General features: G+C 68.1%; 13 protein-coding genes. All 13 read left to right on the plus strand.

The window, feature by feature from the left end; translation table 11 throughout:
• Positions 1-223: 223 nt before the first annotated feature.
• Positions 224-1,834: a peptide ABC transporter substrate-binding protein gene (locus ACLBWJ_RS00765; RefSeq protein ID WP_274177959.1), complete on the plus strand. Its 1,611-nt coding sequence runs from the start codon at positions 224-226 to the stop codon at positions 1,832-1,834.
• 117 nt (positions 1,835-1,951) lie between these two features.
• The gene (locus ACLBWJ_RS00770) at positions 1,952-2,881 is read left to right on the plus strand and encodes an ABC transporter permease (RefSeq protein ID WP_023950495.1); all 930 of its coding nucleotides are present in this window, start codon (positions 1,952-1,954) and stop codon (positions 2,879-2,881) included.
• Positions 2,871-3,821 (plus strand): ABC transporter permease, encoded by a 951-nt coding sequence (locus ACLBWJ_RS00775; protein ID WP_023950496.1) that lies wholly within the window; start codon positions 2,871-2,873, stop codon positions 3,819-3,821. Before ACLBWJ_RS00770 ends, ACLBWJ_RS00775 begins: the two co-directional genes overlap by 11 nt.
• The gene (locus ACLBWJ_RS00780; protein WP_274177958.1) at positions 3,818-5,542 is read left to right on the plus strand and encodes a dipeptide ABC transporter ATP-binding protein; all 1,725 of its coding nucleotides are present in this window, start codon (positions 3,818-3,820) and stop codon (positions 5,540-5,542) included. Before ACLBWJ_RS00775 ends, ACLBWJ_RS00780 begins: the two co-directional genes overlap by 4 nt.
• Before the next feature lie 11 nt (positions 5,543-5,553).
• Positions 5,554-6,108: a PH domain-containing protein gene (locus ACLBWJ_RS00785; protein ID WP_274177957.1), complete on the plus strand. Its 555-nt coding sequence runs from the start codon at positions 5,554-5,556 to the stop codon at positions 6,106-6,108.
• A gap of 234 nt (positions 6,109-6,342) precedes the next feature.
• On the plus strand, positions 6,343-8,067 hold the full coding sequence (locus tag ACLBWJ_RS00790) for an ABC transporter substrate-binding protein (protein ID WP_269266146.1): 1,725 nt from the start codon (positions 6,343-6,345) through the stop codon (positions 8,065-8,067).
• Between the two features lie 112 nt (positions 8,068-8,179).
• Positions 8,180-9,700, plus strand: a complete 1,521-nt coding sequence (locus ACLBWJ_RS00795; protein WP_282501015.1) for an ABC transporter permease — start codon at positions 8,180-8,182, stop codon at positions 9,698-9,700.
• The gene (locus ACLBWJ_RS00800) at positions 9,697-10,740 is read left to right on the plus strand and encodes an ABC transporter permease (RefSeq protein ID WP_269266148.1); all 1,044 of its coding nucleotides are present in this window, start codon (positions 9,697-9,699) and stop codon (positions 10,738-10,740) included. Before ACLBWJ_RS00795 ends, ACLBWJ_RS00800 begins: the two co-directional genes overlap by 4 nt.
• A complete protein-coding gene (locus ACLBWJ_RS00805; protein ID WP_282501014.1) occupies positions 10,737-12,392 on the plus strand; it encodes an ABC transporter ATP-binding protein in 1,656 nt (551 codons plus the stop codon). The genes ACLBWJ_RS00800 and ACLBWJ_RS00805 overlap by 4 nt, the downstream gene beginning before the upstream one ends.
• 109 nt (positions 12,393-12,501) lie before the next feature.
• Positions 12,502-14,415 (plus strand): translational GTPase TypA, encoded by a 1,914-nt coding sequence (typA, locus tag ACLBWJ_RS00810; protein ID WP_023950506.1) that lies wholly within the window; start codon positions 12,502-12,504, stop codon positions 14,413-14,415.
• A 106-nt stretch (positions 14,416-14,521) separates the two neighbouring features.
• Positions 14,522-15,244, plus strand: coding sequence for an AzlC family ABC transporter permease (locus tag ACLBWJ_RS00815; RefSeq protein ID WP_323985747.1), 723 nt, complete (start codon positions 14,522-14,524; stop codon positions 15,242-15,244).
• Complete coding sequence (locus ACLBWJ_RS00820; protein ID WP_114589537.1) at positions 15,241-15,555, plus strand: AzlD domain-containing protein; 315 nt, start codon at positions 15,241-15,243, stop codon at positions 15,553-15,555. Before ACLBWJ_RS00815 ends, ACLBWJ_RS00820 begins: the two co-directional genes overlap by 4 nt.
• A 9-nt stretch (positions 15,556-15,564) precedes the next feature.
• Positions 15,565-15,966: a histidinol dehydrogenase gene (locus ACLBWJ_RS00825; RefSeq protein WP_114589536.1), complete on the plus strand. Its 402-nt coding sequence runs from the start codon at positions 15,565-15,567 to the stop codon at positions 15,964-15,966.
• Positions 15,967-15,974: the final 8 nt, after the last annotated feature.

Below are 15,974 nucleotides of genomic sequence, written 5' to 3' on the forward strand. Positions count from 1 at the left end.
GTGGCCGGCAGCCCGGTTGACGCACCGCCCAGAGGGCGAGGCTCACCCGGTGCACGATGACAACCCCACGGGCGCGATTGTTGCCGACATGTAACGGTTTGGGCCTGGATGCGGTCACAGGGCGGGAGCGCGCTTATCGTCGGGGGTATATCCCGTGCTCCGGACACCGGTGTGTCTTCGCCGCCGTCGACCGTGAGCGCGTACCCGTCACCCAGGAGGAAACATGTCGAGACGACGTTGGGGAGTCGGCGCGATCGCGCTGGTGTCCGCCGTCACGCTCACGCTGGCCGGTTGCTCGGCCGGCGGCGACAGCAACACGGGCGGGGGCTCCAACGCCTCCGCGATCATCACCACGAACGGCACCGAGCCGCAGAACCCGCTGCTGACCTTCGGCACCACCGAGACCGGCGGCGGCCGCATCCTCACCTCGATGTACGCGGGCCTGGTCAGCTACAAGGCCGACGGCACGATCGAGAACGAGGTCGCTTCCTCGATCGAGAGCGACGACAACGTCGTCTGGACGATCACCGTCGCCGACGGCTGGAAGTTCACCAACGGTGAGGAGATCACCGCTCAGACGTTCGTCGACACCTGGACCGCGGGCGCGCAGGATGAGAACGGCGCGTACTGGTTCTACACGATCGAAGGCGCGTCCGACGACGGCAGCACCGCCCCGAGCGGCCTCGCTGTCGTCGACGACATGACCTTCACGGTCACGCTCAAGGCTCCCGACGCGGACTTCCCGCTGCGCCTCGGCTACACGGCTTACATGCCGCTGCCGTCCGTCGCGTTCGAGGACCTCGAGGCGTTCGGTGAGAACCCCGTGGGCAACGGCCCGTACATGCTCGACGGCGAGGGCGCATGGCGCCACAACGAGGGCATCAACCTCGTTCCGAACCCCGACTACAAGGGTGTGCGCGAGGTCAAGAACGACGGTCTGAACATCGTCTTCTACACCTCCCTCGAGTCGGCCTACGCCGACGCGCAGGGCGGCAACCTCGACGTGCTCGACACCGTTCCCGACACGGCTTTCGCGACCTACGAGACGGACTTCCCGGAGCGTTCGGTCAACCAGCCCGCGGCGATCTTCCAGGGCTTCAACATCCCCTTCTACCTGCCGAACTTCGGCAACGACGAAGAGGGTCAGCTGCGTCGCGCGGCGATCTCGATGGCGATCAACCGCGAGGAGATCACGGACACGATCTTCCAGGGCACCCGCACGCCGGCCACCGACTTCACGTCGCCGGTCGTCGAGGGCTGGAGCGACGACCTGCCCGGCTCCGAGGTCCTCGAGTACAACCCCGAAGAGGCGAAGGCGAAGTGGGCCGAGGCCGAGGCGATCAGCCCGTACGCCGGACCGTTCACCATCACGTACAACTCCGACGGTGGCCACCAGGCCTGGGTGGATGCTGTCGCGAACAGCATCGCCAACACGCTCGGCATCGAGGCGGTCGGCTCACCGCAGCCGACGTTCGCCGCTGCGCTCGACCTGCGCACGACCGGCACCCTGACCGGCGCCACCCGCGCCGGATGGCAGGCGGACTACCCGTCGCAGGGTAACTTCCTGTCGGCGCAGTACAGCACCGGCGCAAGCTCGAACTACGAGGGCTACACCAACCCGGAGTTCGACCAGCTGCTGACGCAGGCCGCATCGGCTCCGTCCATCGAGGACGCTGCCGGCCTGTACGAGCAGGCTCAGGAGATCCTGATGCGCGATCTGCCCAGCGTTCCGCTGTGGTACCAGAACGCCGTCGGTGTCTGGGGCGAGGGCGTCGACAACGTCGTCTTCGGCTGGGACTCGGTGCCGCTCTACAACCAGGTCACCAAGGGCTGAGTTCGGCTCCAGGCGATCATCGAGTACGGTGTCCGGGGCGCATTCGCGTCCCGGACACCGTGCTGACCGGGGCCCTCTCGCCCTCACTACCCGAACCCATTTAGGAACTATTCGTCGATGCTCTGGTTCATCGGTCGACGGCTGCTGCAGCTGATCCCCGTCTTCTTCGGGGCGACCCTTCTCATCTACGCCCTCGTCTTCCTCTTGCCGGGAGACCCGATCGCCGCCCTGTACGGCGAGCGTCAGCCGTCTCCCGCCGTCATCGAGGCGGTGAGGGCGCAGTACAACCTCGACAAGCCGTTCATCGTGCAGTACTTCCTGTACATCGGGGCGCTGCTGCAGGGTGACTGGGGCACGACGTTCTCGGGCCGCCCCGTCATCGACGTCATGGCTCAGGCGTTCCCCATCACGCTGCGACTGGCGGTCCTCGCCCTCGCGATCGAAGCGTTCTTCGGCATCGTCGTCGGTCTCATCGCGGGCCTGCGCAAGGGCAAGCTCTTCGACGCCACCGCTCTGGTCGTCAGCCTGCTCCTCATCTCCGTGCCGACCTTCGTCATCGGTTTCGTTCTGCAGTACATCCTCGGCATCCAGCTCGGCTGGTTCCGCACCACCGTCAGTGCGGGTGCGCCCTGGAACGAGCTCCTCCTGCCGGCGATCGTGCTCGCGACGGTCTCGTTCGCGTACATCGTCCGGCTCACCCGCTCTTCCGTCGCGGAGAACCTCTCCGCTGACTTCGTCCGCACGGCGACGGCCAAGGGCCTCAGCCGCCGTCGCGTCGTCACGGTGCACGTCCTGCGCAACTCGCTCGTCCCCGTGGTGACCTACCTGGGCGTGGATCTCGGATCGCTGATGGTCGGCGCGATCGTGACCGAGAGCATCTTCAACATCAACGGCGTCGGCGGCACGATCTATCGCGCCATCACGATCGGTGAGGGACCCACGGTCGTGTCCTTCGTCGCCATCATGGTGATCATCATCATGCTGGCGAACCTGCTCGTCGATCTCCTGTACGCCTGGCTCGACCCGAGGATCCGCTATGCCAAGTAATCTCCGCCGGAATCAGGAACACTTCGTCGCTCCCGAGGAGGAGACGCCGCTCCAGGCGATCGACGCCGTCTCGACCGACGACAAGCCGCGCACCGTCTGGAGCGACGCGTGGCAGTCGATGCGCCGCCGGCCCATGTTCTGGGTCTCCGCCGTGCTCATCGTGCTGATCCTCGTCGTCGCGATGTTCCCCGGGCTCTTCTCGCCCGTGTCGCCGACCGCGAACTGTCAGCTGGCCGACAGCAACGCCGGTCCGCGTGCCGGACATATCTTCGGATTCACCCGCCAGGGCTGCGACGTCTACGCCCGCGTGATCTACGGCACGCAGTCGTCGGTCATGGTCGGCTTCATCGCGACGCTCATGGTGACGATCTTCGGCTCGATCGTCGGCGCCCTCGCCGGATACTACGGCGGCATCCTCGACGCGATCCTGTCGCGCGTGGCGGACATCTTCTTCGCCATCCCGACCGTGCTCGGCGCCATCGTCTTCATGTCGGTCGTGCCCGACCGGACGCCGCTCGTCGTCGCCCTCGTGATCGCGGTCTTCGCGTGGCCGCAGATCGCTCGCATCATGCGCGGCGCGGTCCTGACGGCGAAGCAGGCCGACTACGTCGTGGCGTCCATCGCGCTCGGCGTCTCGCGCTGGCGCGTGCTGCTGCGTCACGTGCTGCCCAACGCGATCGCACCCGTCATCGCCGTGGCCACGGTGTCGCTCGGAACCTTCATCGTCGCCGAGGCGACCCTGTCGTTCCTCGGCATCGGCCTGCCCGGGACGGTGATGAGCTGGGGCAACGACATCAACTCCGCGCGCCAGTCGCTCACCACGAGCCCCATGGTGCTGATCTACCCCGCCGCCGCCCTGTCGGTGACGGTCCTGTCCTTCCTCATGCTGGGTGACGTCGTGCGCGATGCCCTCGACCCGAAGGAGCGTGCGCGCCGATGAGCGACACCACGTCCTCGGATGCCACGCCGCTGCTGGACATCCGCAACCTCCACGTCGGGTTCCAGACGAAGGCCGGACTCGTCCCGGCCGTCCGCGGCGTCGACCTGACGATCTACCCGCGCCAGTCGGTCGCGATCGTCGGCGAGTCCGGTTCCGGTAAGTCCACGACGGCTCAGGCGATCATCCGGCTGCTCCCGGGCACCGGGCGGATCACGGACGGCCAGATCATGTTCGAGGGCCGCGACCTCGCGGCGCTGTCGAACCGCGAGCTGCAGGCCGTGCGCGGGGCGCAGATCGGCTACGTCCCGCAGGATCCCATGTCGAACCTCAACCCGGTGCTGACCGTCGGGTTCCAGGTGCGCGAGGCTGTCCGCTCGAACCGCAGCGCGACCGGTCGCGCCGCGGTCCGCGATCGTGCCGTCGAGGTCCTCACCGAGGCAGGGCTGCCCGACGCTGCCGACCGGATGCGGCAGTACCCGCACCAGTTCTCCGGTGGTATGCGTCAGCGTGCGCTCATCGGGATCGGTCTGTCGGCGCGTCCGAAGCTCCTCATCGCCGATGAGCCGACGTCGGCTCTGGACGTCACCGTGCAGCGCCAGATCCTCGACCACCTCGGCACGCTCACGACGGACTTCGGCACGTCGGTGCTGTTCATCACCCACGACCTCGGCCTGGCGGCCGAGCGCGCCGAGCACCTCGTCGTGATGTACCGCGGTCGCGTGGTCGAGTCGGGCCCGTCGCAGGAGATCCTCGCCGATCCGAAGCATCCCTACACGAAGCGACTCGTGTCCGCGGCCCCGAGCCTCGCCTCACGTCGCATCCAGGCGGTGCGCCACCACGAGGACGTCGACGTCTTCGGCGCGGGGGAGCAGTTCCTCGCACGCGCCGAGGAACGCGAGGCCGAGGCAGAGGCGGTCGCTGCGCGCAGTGACTTCATCGACATCCGCAACGCGCGGCGTGTCTACAAGGTGCGCACCGGCGGCCTCTCGTCGAAGCAGATCGTCGCCGTGGACGACGTCAGCATCCAGGTGGCGAAGGGAACGACGACCGCGATCGTCGGCGAGTCGGGGTCGGGCAAGTCCACGCTCGCCAAGCTCTTCCTGCAGCTGGAGCAGCTGACGTCGGGTGAGATCCGCTTCGACGGCAAGAAGCTCGGCGGGCTCAGCCGCGCCGAGGAGCTCGCTTTCCGCCGCCGGGTCCAGCCGGTCTTCCAGGACCCGTACGGCACCCTCGACCCGCAGTACAGCGTCGGCGACACGATCGCCGAGCCCATGCGGGTGCACAAGTTCGGCACCCAGAAGGAGCGGTCGGCGCGGGTACGCGAGCTGCTCGACCAGGTGTCGCTGCCGGCAGCGGCGAAGGATCGCTATCCGAGCGAGCTCTCGGGCGGGCAGCGTCAGCGCGTCGCGATCGCCCGTGCCCTCGCGCTCAAGCCCGACGTGCTCGTCCTCGACGAGGCCGTCTCGGCGCTCGATGTGCTCGTGCAGGGTCAGATCCTGAACCTGCTGACGGAGTTGCAGACGGAGCTCGACCTGACCTATCTGTTCATCACCCACGACCTCGCGGTCGTGCGTCTCGTGGCCGACAACGTCTCGGTCATGCGACGGGGTCGCCTGGTGGAGTCGGCGACGACCGACGAGGTCTTCGACCACTCGACCGAGGAATACACGCGCGAACTGCTCGCGGCCATTCCCGGCGCCGGATTCCAGTTCGGCGTCTGAGCCTCCGCAGTATGCGCAAGACCTACCGGCCGGCGTCGGCGACCATCGCGGTCGCCGGCGCCGGTCTGCTCGGTGCGTTCCTCCTCGGTGACGCCTTCGTCCGGGGCGGCGTCGTGCAGGGTCTGCTGCTGGCCCCCTGGGTCCTCCTGGCGGTCTGGATCATCTACACGCTGCTCTACGCGCCGTTCATCGCGACCGACGAGAACGCGATCGTCATAGCGAACCCGCTCCGGGTGACGCGTGTGCCCTGGCCGTCCGTCACCGACATCCGATTGCGCTGGCAGGTCATTGTCGACACCGCCCAGGGGCGGTCGATCTCCGCCTTCGGCGGCCCCTCTCCGAGCCGGCCGTCGCGCGTCGGCCGTGGTGCCTGGTCGAGCGTCCGGGAGGAGGCGGAGCGGATGCCGGCGGCGGTGCGGGAGATCGAGGAGATCCGCTCGGCGTGGGAGGAGCACGCGCCCGAAGCCCCGGACGAGGCCGTGACCACCGCCTGGAACCGCGCGGTCCTGTTCCCGCTCGCGGTCATCGCGGTCTGGGCCGTCATCGCCCTAGCCTTCGGCGGCTGACGACGCCCGGGCTCCCGGCTGCCTATGTGCTCAGCCGTCGCCTTCCGCGATGAGCAAGGCGTGCGCCGACGGCGGCATGGGTAGGACACATTTTGCTAACGAACTCGTTTCGCGCAACACGTTGGAAACGAACGCACGCAAGGGTAGTGGTCATCTGAACTCGGCGACCGTGTCGCCGAGCGGGGAGCGGAAAGGTCTTCCGTCGCCCGGATCATCAAGAGAACAGGAGTGGGAATGCGTTTCACGCGTATCTCCATGGCGGGCGCGAGCGCCGCTGCCCTGGCGCTCGTCGTCGCCGGCTGCGCGCCGGCGGACGGCGGCGAACAGGAGACGACGACGGCGAGCCAGTCCATCGCCGTTTCGGTCGGTCCGAACGACTTCATCAGCTACAACGGCTTCACGCCCGAGACGTACTCGACGTACAACTCGGCGATCGTGGACCGGCTCCTCGCGGGCTTCAGCTACTTCGACGAGGTCGGCGCCATCCAGCCGAACACCGATCTGGGCTCGTACGAGCTGATCTCGGAAGACCCGATGGTCGTCGAGTACACGATCGCCGACAACGCCGAGTGGTCCGATGGCACGCCCATCACGGTGGCCGACGCCGTTCTCGCCTGGGGTGTCCAGAACCCCAACCTCGCCGGCGCCGAGGGCCCGCTCTTCAACTCCGTCTCGCAGGACTTGGGCGACACCGTCCCCGAGGGCCCGCAGGGCGACGCTGACGCCAAGTCGTTCACGGTCCAGTTCGCCGCGCCCGACCCCGACTGGCAGATCCAGACCTGGATGCTCAGCCCCGCGCACGTCGTCGCCGAGCAGGGCGGTCTGTCGACCGAGGAGCTCGTCGAGGCGATCCGCGGCGGCGACGCCGCTGCTCTCGCAGACGCAGCCGAGTTCTGGAACACCGGATGGAACACCGCCCCCGGCACGCTGCCGGACGAGGCGCTCATCCCCAGCTCCGGCCCGTACGTTCTCTCGTCGTGGGAGGCCGGCCAGTCGGTGACCCTCAAGCGCAACGAGAACTACTACGGCACGCAGGCAGCCAATGACGAGCTCGTCATCCGCTTCGTCGCGCAGGACGCGATGGTCCAGGCGCTGCAGAACGGCGACCTCGACGTCATCGCCCCCCAGCCCACGGTCGACACCGTCTCGCAGATCGAGGAGCTCGGCGACGCCGCTCAGCTGCTTACCGGCCAGACGCTGACCTGGGAGCACCTCGACTTCAACTTCAAGGGCAACGCGTCGCTCGCGAACAGCCTCGAGCTGCGTCAGGCGTTCGCGATGTGCGTGCCGCGCCAGCAGATCGTCGACAACCTCATCAAGCCGGTCAGCTCGGACGCCGAGGTCATGAACGCGCGCGAGGTGTTCCCCTTCCAGGAGAACTACGACGAGGTCGTCTCGGCCGCGTACGACGGCCGCTACGACGAGCCGAACCTCGAAGAGGCCAAGGCTCTCGTCGACGCCGCCGGCGCTGCCGGCACCGTCGTGCGCATCGGTTACTCGGCGCCCAACCCGCGCCGTGCTGACGAGGTCGCTCTCATCAAGTCGTCTTGCGACCAGGCCGGCTTCGACATCCAGGATGTCGGCAACGCCGACTTCTTCCAGCCCGGTGGCACCCAGGAGCGCGGCGATTACGACGTGGCTCTGTTCGCCTGGGCCGGCTCCGGCCAGATCACCTCGGGCCAGAACATCTACGCCACCGACAAGCCGCAGAACTACGGCGGTTACTCGAGCCCGGTCGTCGACCAGGCGTGGGAGACGCTCGCGACGAGCCTCGACGAGTCGGTGCACCTCGAGCAGACGAAGATCATCGAGAAGCAGCTGTGGGACGACCTCTTCGGCATCCCGCTGTTCGCTCACCCCGGTGTCGACGCTGCTGCCGCCGACATCGAGAACGCACAGCACTCGGTGGGCCAGAGCGGCATCATGTGGAACGCCGAGAAGTGGTCGCGCGCAGAATAAACGTATTCTGTCTCTGACACGACCAGAGTGTGGGCCGTCGCTGCGGTGACGGCCCACACTCCCGTGAGGGGCACATGCGTGCCCCGCGTACGACCAAGGGACCTCGACTTCCGTGCTGAAATTCATCATCCGCCGTCTGGCGGCAGCGGTGGGCATCATGCTCGCCGCATCCCTCTTGATGTACGTCCTGACGATCAACTCCGGCGACCCTCTCGCCGATCTGCGAGAGAGCAACGCGGACAACCGCGAACAGTTGATCGCTCGGCGTATCGAATACATGAACCTCGACCAGCCCTGGTTCCAGCGCTATCTCGGCTGGCTCGTGGGCGCGAGCAAGTGCCTCATCGGCCAGTGCGATCTCGGACTCACCCGGCAGGGCGTCGAGGTCACCACGCTCGTGGGACAGGCGGCTGCCTCGACGCTGAGGCTCGTCCTGCTCGCCACGATCCTGGCGCTGATCATCGGCATCGCCATCGGCATCATCACCGCGATCCGGCAGTACTCCGGCCTGGACTACGCGGTGACGTTCCTGACGTTCCTCTTCTTCTCGCTGCCGGTCTTCTGGGCGGCGGTGCTCTTCAAGGAGTACCTCGCGATCGGATACAACGACTGGATCCGTGATCCGGAGCTCTCGCCGATACAGATCATCGTGATCGCCGTCGTCATCGGCTTCGTCGTGCAGGTGCTCGGCGGCGGCTCGCTGAAGCGCCGGGCGATCACCTTCGCCGCCACCGCCGCGGTTCTGGGGGCAGCGCTGCCCCTCATGCTGGCGACGAACGCGTTCCGCGAGCCGCGCCTCACCGTCATCGGTGTGGCCGTGCTCACCGTTCTGCTCGCGCTCAGCGCGACAGTGGCATCGGTGGGACTGCACAACCGGCGGGTGCTCGTCATCGGCCTGGCCAGCGCAGGACTCGTGGTCGTCATGCACCTGGCGCTGACCAACGTGTTCATCTATTACATGAACTGGGGCGTGCTCGCCGGCGGTGCACTGCTGGCGATGATCGTGCCGTTCCTCATCGGACGGTTCTTCGGCGGGCGTTTCCGAGGGCCGGCGACAGTCGTCGCGTTCGTCACGATCTTCGGCGGTGCCCTCCTGACGGTCGTGGACGCGCTCTTCCGCGTGTGGCCCTCGTTCCTGCAGCGCAAGCCGCGTCCGATCTCGACGATCGGCGCGCAGACGCCGAACTTCGACGGGACGTTCTGGCAGACCTTCCTCGACATCGGCACGCAGATGCTGCTGCCGACGCTGCTGCTGACGGTCATCTCGCTGGCGTCGTACAGCCGCTATACGCGGACGTCGATGCTCGAGGTGGGCAACCAGGACTTCATCCGCACGGCGCGGGCGAAGGGCGTGCCGGAGCGGCTGGTCATCTTCCGCCATGCATTCCGCAACGCCCTCATACCCATCGCGACGATTGCGGCGTTCGACTTCGCCGGACTCATCGGCGGGGCCGTGGTCACCGAGCAGGTGTTCGGGTGGAAGGGCATGGGCGACCTGTTCGCGACCGGACTGCGCGAGGTCGACCCGAATCCCGTGATGGCCTTCTTCCTCGTGACCGGCCTTGCCGCGATCGTCTTCAACATGCTGGCGGACATCTTCTACGCCGTCATCGACCCGAGGATCCGAGTATGACGAACCCGAACGACAACGTGCCGACCACGACGTCGGTCCTCTCGGTCGCGGAGGCCGAGGACGCTGCGCTCGCGAAGAGCACGGCCGCGCCCCGCTCACAGGCCCGCATCGTCTGGGGACGCTTCCTGCGGCACCGCGCGGCGACGATCTCCGCGGTGATCCTGATCTTCCTGACGCTCCTGAGCTTCACCTCGGTCGGTTTCTTCGGCATCCCGGGATGGTGGCCGCACGACTACCGCGCCGCCGGTGACGTGGTCAACGGGGGCGCCCCGACGCTGAGCCTGATCCCCGAGTGGCTCGGTGGCGACGGCATCCGCATCGGCGAGCACCCGTTCGGGCAGGAGAACACGGGCAAGGACTTCTTCGCACTGACCATGATGGGCACGCAGCGTTCGATTCTGCTGGGCCTCGTCCTGGGCATCTCGTCGACCGTCATCGGAAGCATCGTCGGCGCTGTCGCCGGCTACTACCGAGGCTGGGTCGACTCCATCCTGATGCGCATCACGGATCTGTTCATCGTCATCCCGCTGCTCGCCCTCGCAGCTGTCGTGGGTCAGATCGCGGGGAACATCGGCAAGAACCCGATCGTGCTGGCTTTCATGCTGTCGCTCCTGACCTGGACCGGTCTCGCGCGTCTCGTTCGTGGTGAAGTGCTCTCGCTCCGCGAGCGCGACTTCGTGCTCGCCGCTCGCGCCTCGGGCGCCGGGGGAGCGCGCATCATCTTCCGACACCTCATGCCGAACGTCGTGGGCGTCATCGCCGTCAACGCCACGTTCGCGATCGCCGGCGCGATCTTGCTCGAGAGCTCGCTGTCTTACCTCGGATTCGGCGTCGTCCCCCCGGAGACGTCGCTGGGCCTGCTGATCAGTCAGTATCAGGGCAGCTTCACCAGCAGGCCGTGGCTGTTCTGGTGGCCGGGCATGATGATCCTCGCGATCGCCCTGTCCATCAACTTCCTGGGCGACGGCATCCGCGACGCGTACGACCCGCGCCAGTCGCGCAGCGTGCGTCGGGAGATCAAGAGGAGGAACCGCGCATGAGCGTCACCGCCACGCGTACCGCACTGAAGTTCACCGACCTTTCGGTCACGTTCCTCACCGGATCGGGCGATGTCAACGCCGTCAAGGGCATCTCGCTCGAGGTGCGCCCGGGCGAGGTCGTGGCCGTGGTCGGCGAGTCCGGCTCCGGAAAGTCGGTGACCTCTCTCGCCGCCATGGGGCTCCTCGCGGAGAACGCCATCACGCGAGGATCCATCACGGTCGGCGAGACCGAGGTGATCGGGCTCCCGAACGAGCGCATGCGCAAGCTCCGTGCCAGCGAGATCGCGATGATCTTCCAGGAGCCGATGACGGCGCTCAACCCGGTGCTCACGATCGAGCGTCAGCTCACCGAGATCTTCGAGCTCCACGACGTCGCCTACGGCGAAGACGCGCGGGACCGGTCGATCGGCCTGCTGCGCGACGTCGGCATCCCCGAGCCGGAGCGGCGCATCAAGCAGTACCCGCACCAGTTCTCGGGTGGTCAGCGTCAGCGCATCGTCATCGCGATGGCGATCGCGCTCGACCCCAAGGTCATCATCGCGGACGAGCCGACCACCGCCCTCGACGTCACCGTCCAGGCGGAGATCCTCGACCTGCTCCGGCGGCTGAAGGACCACCGCGATGCGGGCATTCTGCTGATCACGCACAACATGGGCGTCGTCGCCGACATCGCCGATCGCGTCGCTGTGATGTACCGCGGTGACTTGGTCGAGGTCGGCGACGTCGAGGACGTCCTCACCCGGCCGCAGCATCCCTACACGAAGAAGCTGCTCGCCGCCGTTCCCCGTCTCGACCCCGAGCTGACGGCGCGAGTCGCCGCCAGCGCCACGCGCGACGTGGTGCTGGAGGCGAAGGGACTCGTCCTCGAGTACGCCGGGCGCGGCAAGACGTTCCGCGCCGTCGAGGACGTCTCGTTCGACCTCGCCGCCGGCGAGGTGCTCGGCATCGTCGGCGAGTCCGGCTCGGGCAAGTCGACGATCGCGCGCGCCGTGCTCGGGCTAATGCCGGTCGCGGACGGGACGCTGAGTCTCGGCGGACGAGACCTCGCGAAGCTGCGCGGGCGCAAGGCGAAGAACGTACGGCGCGAGATCGGCGTCGTCTTCCAGGACCCCGCGGCATCCCTCGACCCGCGGTTCCCGATCGGCGACTGCATCATCGAGCCGATGGCCATCCACCGTGTCGGCACCAAGGCGGAGCGGCTCGACCGGGCCCGCGAGCTGCTCGACGCCGTGCGGCTGCCGCGCGACGTGCTCGAGCGCTACCCGCACGAGCTGTCGGGCGGTCAGCGTCAGCGCGTCTCGATCGCGCGGGCTCTCACGCTGCGGCCGAAGCTCTTCGTCGCCGACGAGCCGACGTCGGCGCTCGACGTGTCGGTCCAGGCCGCGGTGCTCGACATGCTGAAGGAACTGCAGGAGACGTACTCGTTCGCCTGCATCCTCGTCAGCCACGACCTCGCCGTGGTCGACCAGCTGTCGGACCAGATCCTCGTGCTCAAGTCGGGGCGAACGGTCGAGCAGGGGCCGACGTCGCGGGTGCTGCTGCAGCCTCGCGAGTCGTATACCCGCGAACTGCTGGCCGCCTCGCCGGTGCCGGATCCGATCGAGCAGCGCCGGCGCCGCGAGGAACGCCGGGCCGCTCTCGACGCGTCCTGAGGGTCGGACTCCGACCTTCTCGCAGGCGCCCCGCGAACTCGCAGGGCGCCTGCGTTAAACTGTCCCGTCGGCATCCCGGCGTTTTCCCTTCATCCTGAGGACCCCCTTCATGGCGCATGCCCTTCGTCCTGACCTCCGCAACGTCGCGATCGTCGCGCACGTCGACCACGGCAAGACGACGCTCGTCGATGCCATGCTCCGCCAGACCGGCTCGTTCGGCGACCACGCGCACGTCGAGGAACGTGCCATGGACTCGAACGATCTCGAGCGTGAGAAGGGCATCACGATCCTCGCCAAGAACACGGCGATCACCTACAACGGCGTCCACACCGACGTGCCCGTGACGATCAACGTCATCGACACCCCGGGTCACGCCGACTTCGGCGGAGAGGTCGAGCGCGGCCTGTCGATGGTCGATGGTGTCGTGCTGCTCGTCGACGCGTCGGAGGGTCCGCTGCCGCAGACCCGTTTCGTGCTGCGCAAGGCGCTCGAGGCCAAGCTCCCCGTCATCCTGCTCGTCAACAAGACCGACCGCCCCGACGCCCGCATCGCGGAGGTCGAGGAGGAGGCCCACGACCTGCTGCTAGGCCTCGCCGGCGACCTCGTCGACGACGTGCCCGATCTCGACGTCGACGCGCTGCTCGACGTGCCCGTCGTGTACGCCTCGGGCCGCGCGGGCGCGGCGTCGCGCAACCGTCCCGACAACGGCGAGCTCCCCGACAACGAAGACCTCGAGCCGCTCTTCGAGGCGATCCTCGAGCACGTGCCGGCGCCGTCCTACGACGACGAGGCGCCGCTGCAGGCCTGGGTGACCAACCTCGACTCGAGTCCGTTCCTCGGACGCCTCGCCCTGCTCCGCGTCTTCAACGGCACCCTCAAGAAGGGCCAGACGGTCGCGTGGGTCCGCCACGACGGTTCGCACTCGAACGCGCGTATCACCGAGCTCCTCAAGACGAAGGCCCTGGATCGTTTCCCGGCCGAGTCCGCCGGCCCGGGCGACATCGTCGCGATCGCGGGTATCGAGGACATCACGATCGGTGAGACCATCGCCGATCCCGAGGACGTCCGGCCGCTCCCGGCGATCACCGTCGACGACCCGGCCATCTCGATGACGATCGGCACGAACACCTCGCCGCTGATGGGCAAGGTCAAGGGTCACAAGCTCACCGCGCGCATGGTCAAGGACCGGCTCGACCGCGAGCTCATCGGCAACGTCTCGCTCAAGGTCGTCGACATCGGACGCCCCGACGCATGGGAGGTGCAGGGTCGAGGCGAGCTCGCGCTGGCGATCCTCGTCGAGAACATGCGCCGCGAAGGCTTCGAGCTGACCGTCGGCAAGCCGCAGGTCGTGACGCGCCGCGATGAGAACGGCAAGCTCACCGAGCCGTTCGAGCACCTGACCATCGACGCCCCCGAGGAGCACCTCGGCGCGATCACGCAGCTGATGGCAGCTCGCAAGGGTCGGATGGACACGATGACGAACCACGGCACCGGCTGGGTCCGCATGGAGTTCGTCGTTCCGTCGCGTGGCCTGATCGGGTTCCGCAGCGAGTTCCTCACGATCACGCGCGGCACCGGTATCGCGAATGCCATCTCGCACGGCTATGACGAGTGGGCGGGCGCGATCTCGACCCGTCAGAACGGCTCGATCGTCGCCGACCGCTCCGGCGTCGTCACTCCCTTCGCGATGATCGCCCTCCAGGAGCGCATGAGCTTCTTCGTCCAGCCCACCGAAGAGGTCTACGAGGGCATGGTCATCGGCGAGAACTCGCGCGCCGACGACATGGACGTCAACATCACGAAGGAGAAGAAGCTCACGAACATGCGTTCGTCGACCTCGGACTCCTTCGAGTCGATGACGCCCCCGCGCGTGCTGACTCTGGAGGAGTCGCTCGAGTTCGCGCGCGACGACGAATGCGTCGAGGTCACCCCCGAGAAGGTGCGCATCCGCAAGGTCGTGCTGGATGCGACCGAGCGCGGCCGCGCCGCGTCGCGCGCGAAGCGCCAGGACGCCAACGCCTGATCCGGCTCCCCGAAGCCCGCCACGACCCCGGATTGCCGATCCTCGGCCTCCGGGGTCGTGGCATTCGCGGCGGCCTCCGGTTCGGCGGGTCGATAGCATCGGAGCGATGGAGCAGGATGCCGCGACGCGGCGCGCGTGGCGCGATGGGATCGGCGTATCCGTCGCGACGAGCGCCTACGGCGTATCGTTCGGCGCGCTCGGGGTCGCCGCGGGGCTCGATGTCTGGCAGACCTGCGTGCTCAGTCTCCTGATGTTCACGGGCGGCTCGCAGTTCGCCTTCGTCGGTGTCGTCGCGACGGGTGGCTGGGCGGCGCTGCCCGCGGCCATCGCCTCCGCAGCACTCCTGGGCGTTCGCAATGTGGCATACGGTCTTCGCATGGCGCCGGTGGTCGGCGGGAGCATCGCGCGGCGGCTGAGCGCCTTCCCGTTCACGATCGACGAGTCGACGGCAGTCGCCCTCGCGCAGTCGGGCCCCCGCGCACGCCGCATCGGCTTCTGGGCGACCGGAGTGGGCATCTATATCGGATGGAACCTCTTCACACTCCTCGGCGCGCTGCTCGGCGACGTCCTCGGCGACCCCCGGGCTTATGGACTCGACGCGGCCGCCGCGGCAGCCTTCCTCGCGCTGCTGTGGCCGCGGCTCCGCCGGCTGGACGCGGTCGTCGTCGGAGTGGCCGCCGGAGTCGTCGCCGGTGTCGCGACGCCCCTCACGATGCCCGGGATCCCCGTCCTCATCGCCGGCGTCGTGGCCATCGTGGTCGCCGCGGCCATGCCGGGCCGGCGTTCGTCGCGGGGCGATGACGCGAAGACGACGGGGGAGGCCCGATGAGCCCGTGGACCGGCATCCTCGTCGCCTCGATCATCTGCGTGGCGCTGAAGGCGCTGGGATACCTCCTTCCGCCGCGATGGTTCGACGGGGAACGCGCGCAGCGCATCATCGACCAGCTGACGATCGCTTTGCTCTCCGCGCTGGTCGTCGTGCAGACGCTCGGCGCGGGCGCCGCGATCGTGGTGGACGCGCGCCTGCCTGCCGTGGCGGTGGCCGCCGTCCTGCTCGCCGCGCGCGCCCCCTTCCTCGTGGTCGTGGCGGGGGCGGCGCTGGTGGCGGCGGTGCTTCGGGCGTGCGGATGGGCCGCTTAGACTGGCTCGGTGAATCAGACCTGGACCCGCTTCGCCGGGTGGCTCGTCGCCGCGATCGCGGGAGCCGTCTACGGTGTCGCGGGGACGATCACCCAGGCGTACTCCTGGGGTGTGCTGCCGGTGGGGCTCATCGTCGCTGTCGCCGGCGTGACCGCCCTCGTCGCGGGGCTGCGGCTGCTCACCGACGACCGGTGGACGGCGCTGGCCTGCGGGCTGGGCGCTCTCGTCGCGACCGTCGTCTTCTCCGGACGCGGGCCCGGCGGCTCGGTCGTCGTGCCTGCCCCGCCGGACGGGCAGCTGAGCACCGGGCTGATCTGGACGTTCGCTGTGCCGGTCATGGTGGCCGTCGTGGTCGGTTGGCCCTCGTTCGCGGGAGCACGCCGGGCGGCCGCGTCCGATCGCACGAACTAGACTCGTCA

The sequence above is a fragment of the Microbacterium sp. M4A5_1d genome (genome assembly GCF_053345465.1).

Excerpts from the sequence above, each read along its gene's own strand:
- ACLBWJ_RS00765 (WP_274177959.1), top strand. The coding sequence starts at position 224 with ATGTCGAGACGACGTTGGGGAGTCGGCGCGATCGCGCTGGTGTCCGCC.
- ACLBWJ_RS00770 (WP_023950495.1), top strand. The coding sequence starts at position 1,952 with ATGCTCTGGTTCATCGGTCGACGGCTGCTGCAGCTGATCCCCGTCTTC.
- ACLBWJ_RS00775 (WP_023950496.1), top strand. The coding sequence starts at position 2,871 with ATGCCAAGTAATCTCCGCCGGAATCAGGAACACTTCGTCGCTCCCGAG.
- ACLBWJ_RS00780 (WP_274177958.1), top strand. The coding sequence starts at position 3,818 with ATGAGCGACACCACGTCCTCGGATGCCACGCCGCTGCTGGACATCCGC.
- ACLBWJ_RS00785 (WP_274177957.1), top strand. The coding sequence starts at position 5,554 with ATGCGCAAGACCTACCGGCCGGCGTCGGCGACCATCGCGGTCGCCGGC.
- ACLBWJ_RS00790 (WP_269266146.1), top strand. The coding sequence starts at position 6,343 with ATGCGTTTCACGCGTATCTCCATGGCGGGCGCGAGCGCCGCTGCCCTG.
- ACLBWJ_RS00800 (WP_269266148.1), top strand. The coding sequence starts at position 9,697 with ATGACGAACCCGAACGACAACGTGCCGACCACGACGTCGGTCCTCTCG.
- ACLBWJ_RS00805 (WP_282501014.1), top strand. The coding sequence starts at position 10,737 with ATGAGCGTCACCGCCACGCGTACCGCACTGAAGTTCACCGACCTTTCG.
- typA (WP_023950506.1), top strand. The coding sequence starts at position 12,502 with ATGGCGCATGCCCTTCGTCCTGACCTCCGCAACGTCGCGATCGTCGCG.
- ACLBWJ_RS00815 (WP_323985747.1), top strand. The coding sequence starts at position 14,522 with ATGGAGCAGGATGCCGCGACGCGGCGCGCGTGGCGCGATGGGATCGGC.
- ACLBWJ_RS00820 (WP_114589537.1), top strand. The coding sequence starts at position 15,241 with ATGAGCCCGTGGACCGGCATCCTCGTCGCCTCGATCATCTGCGTGGCG.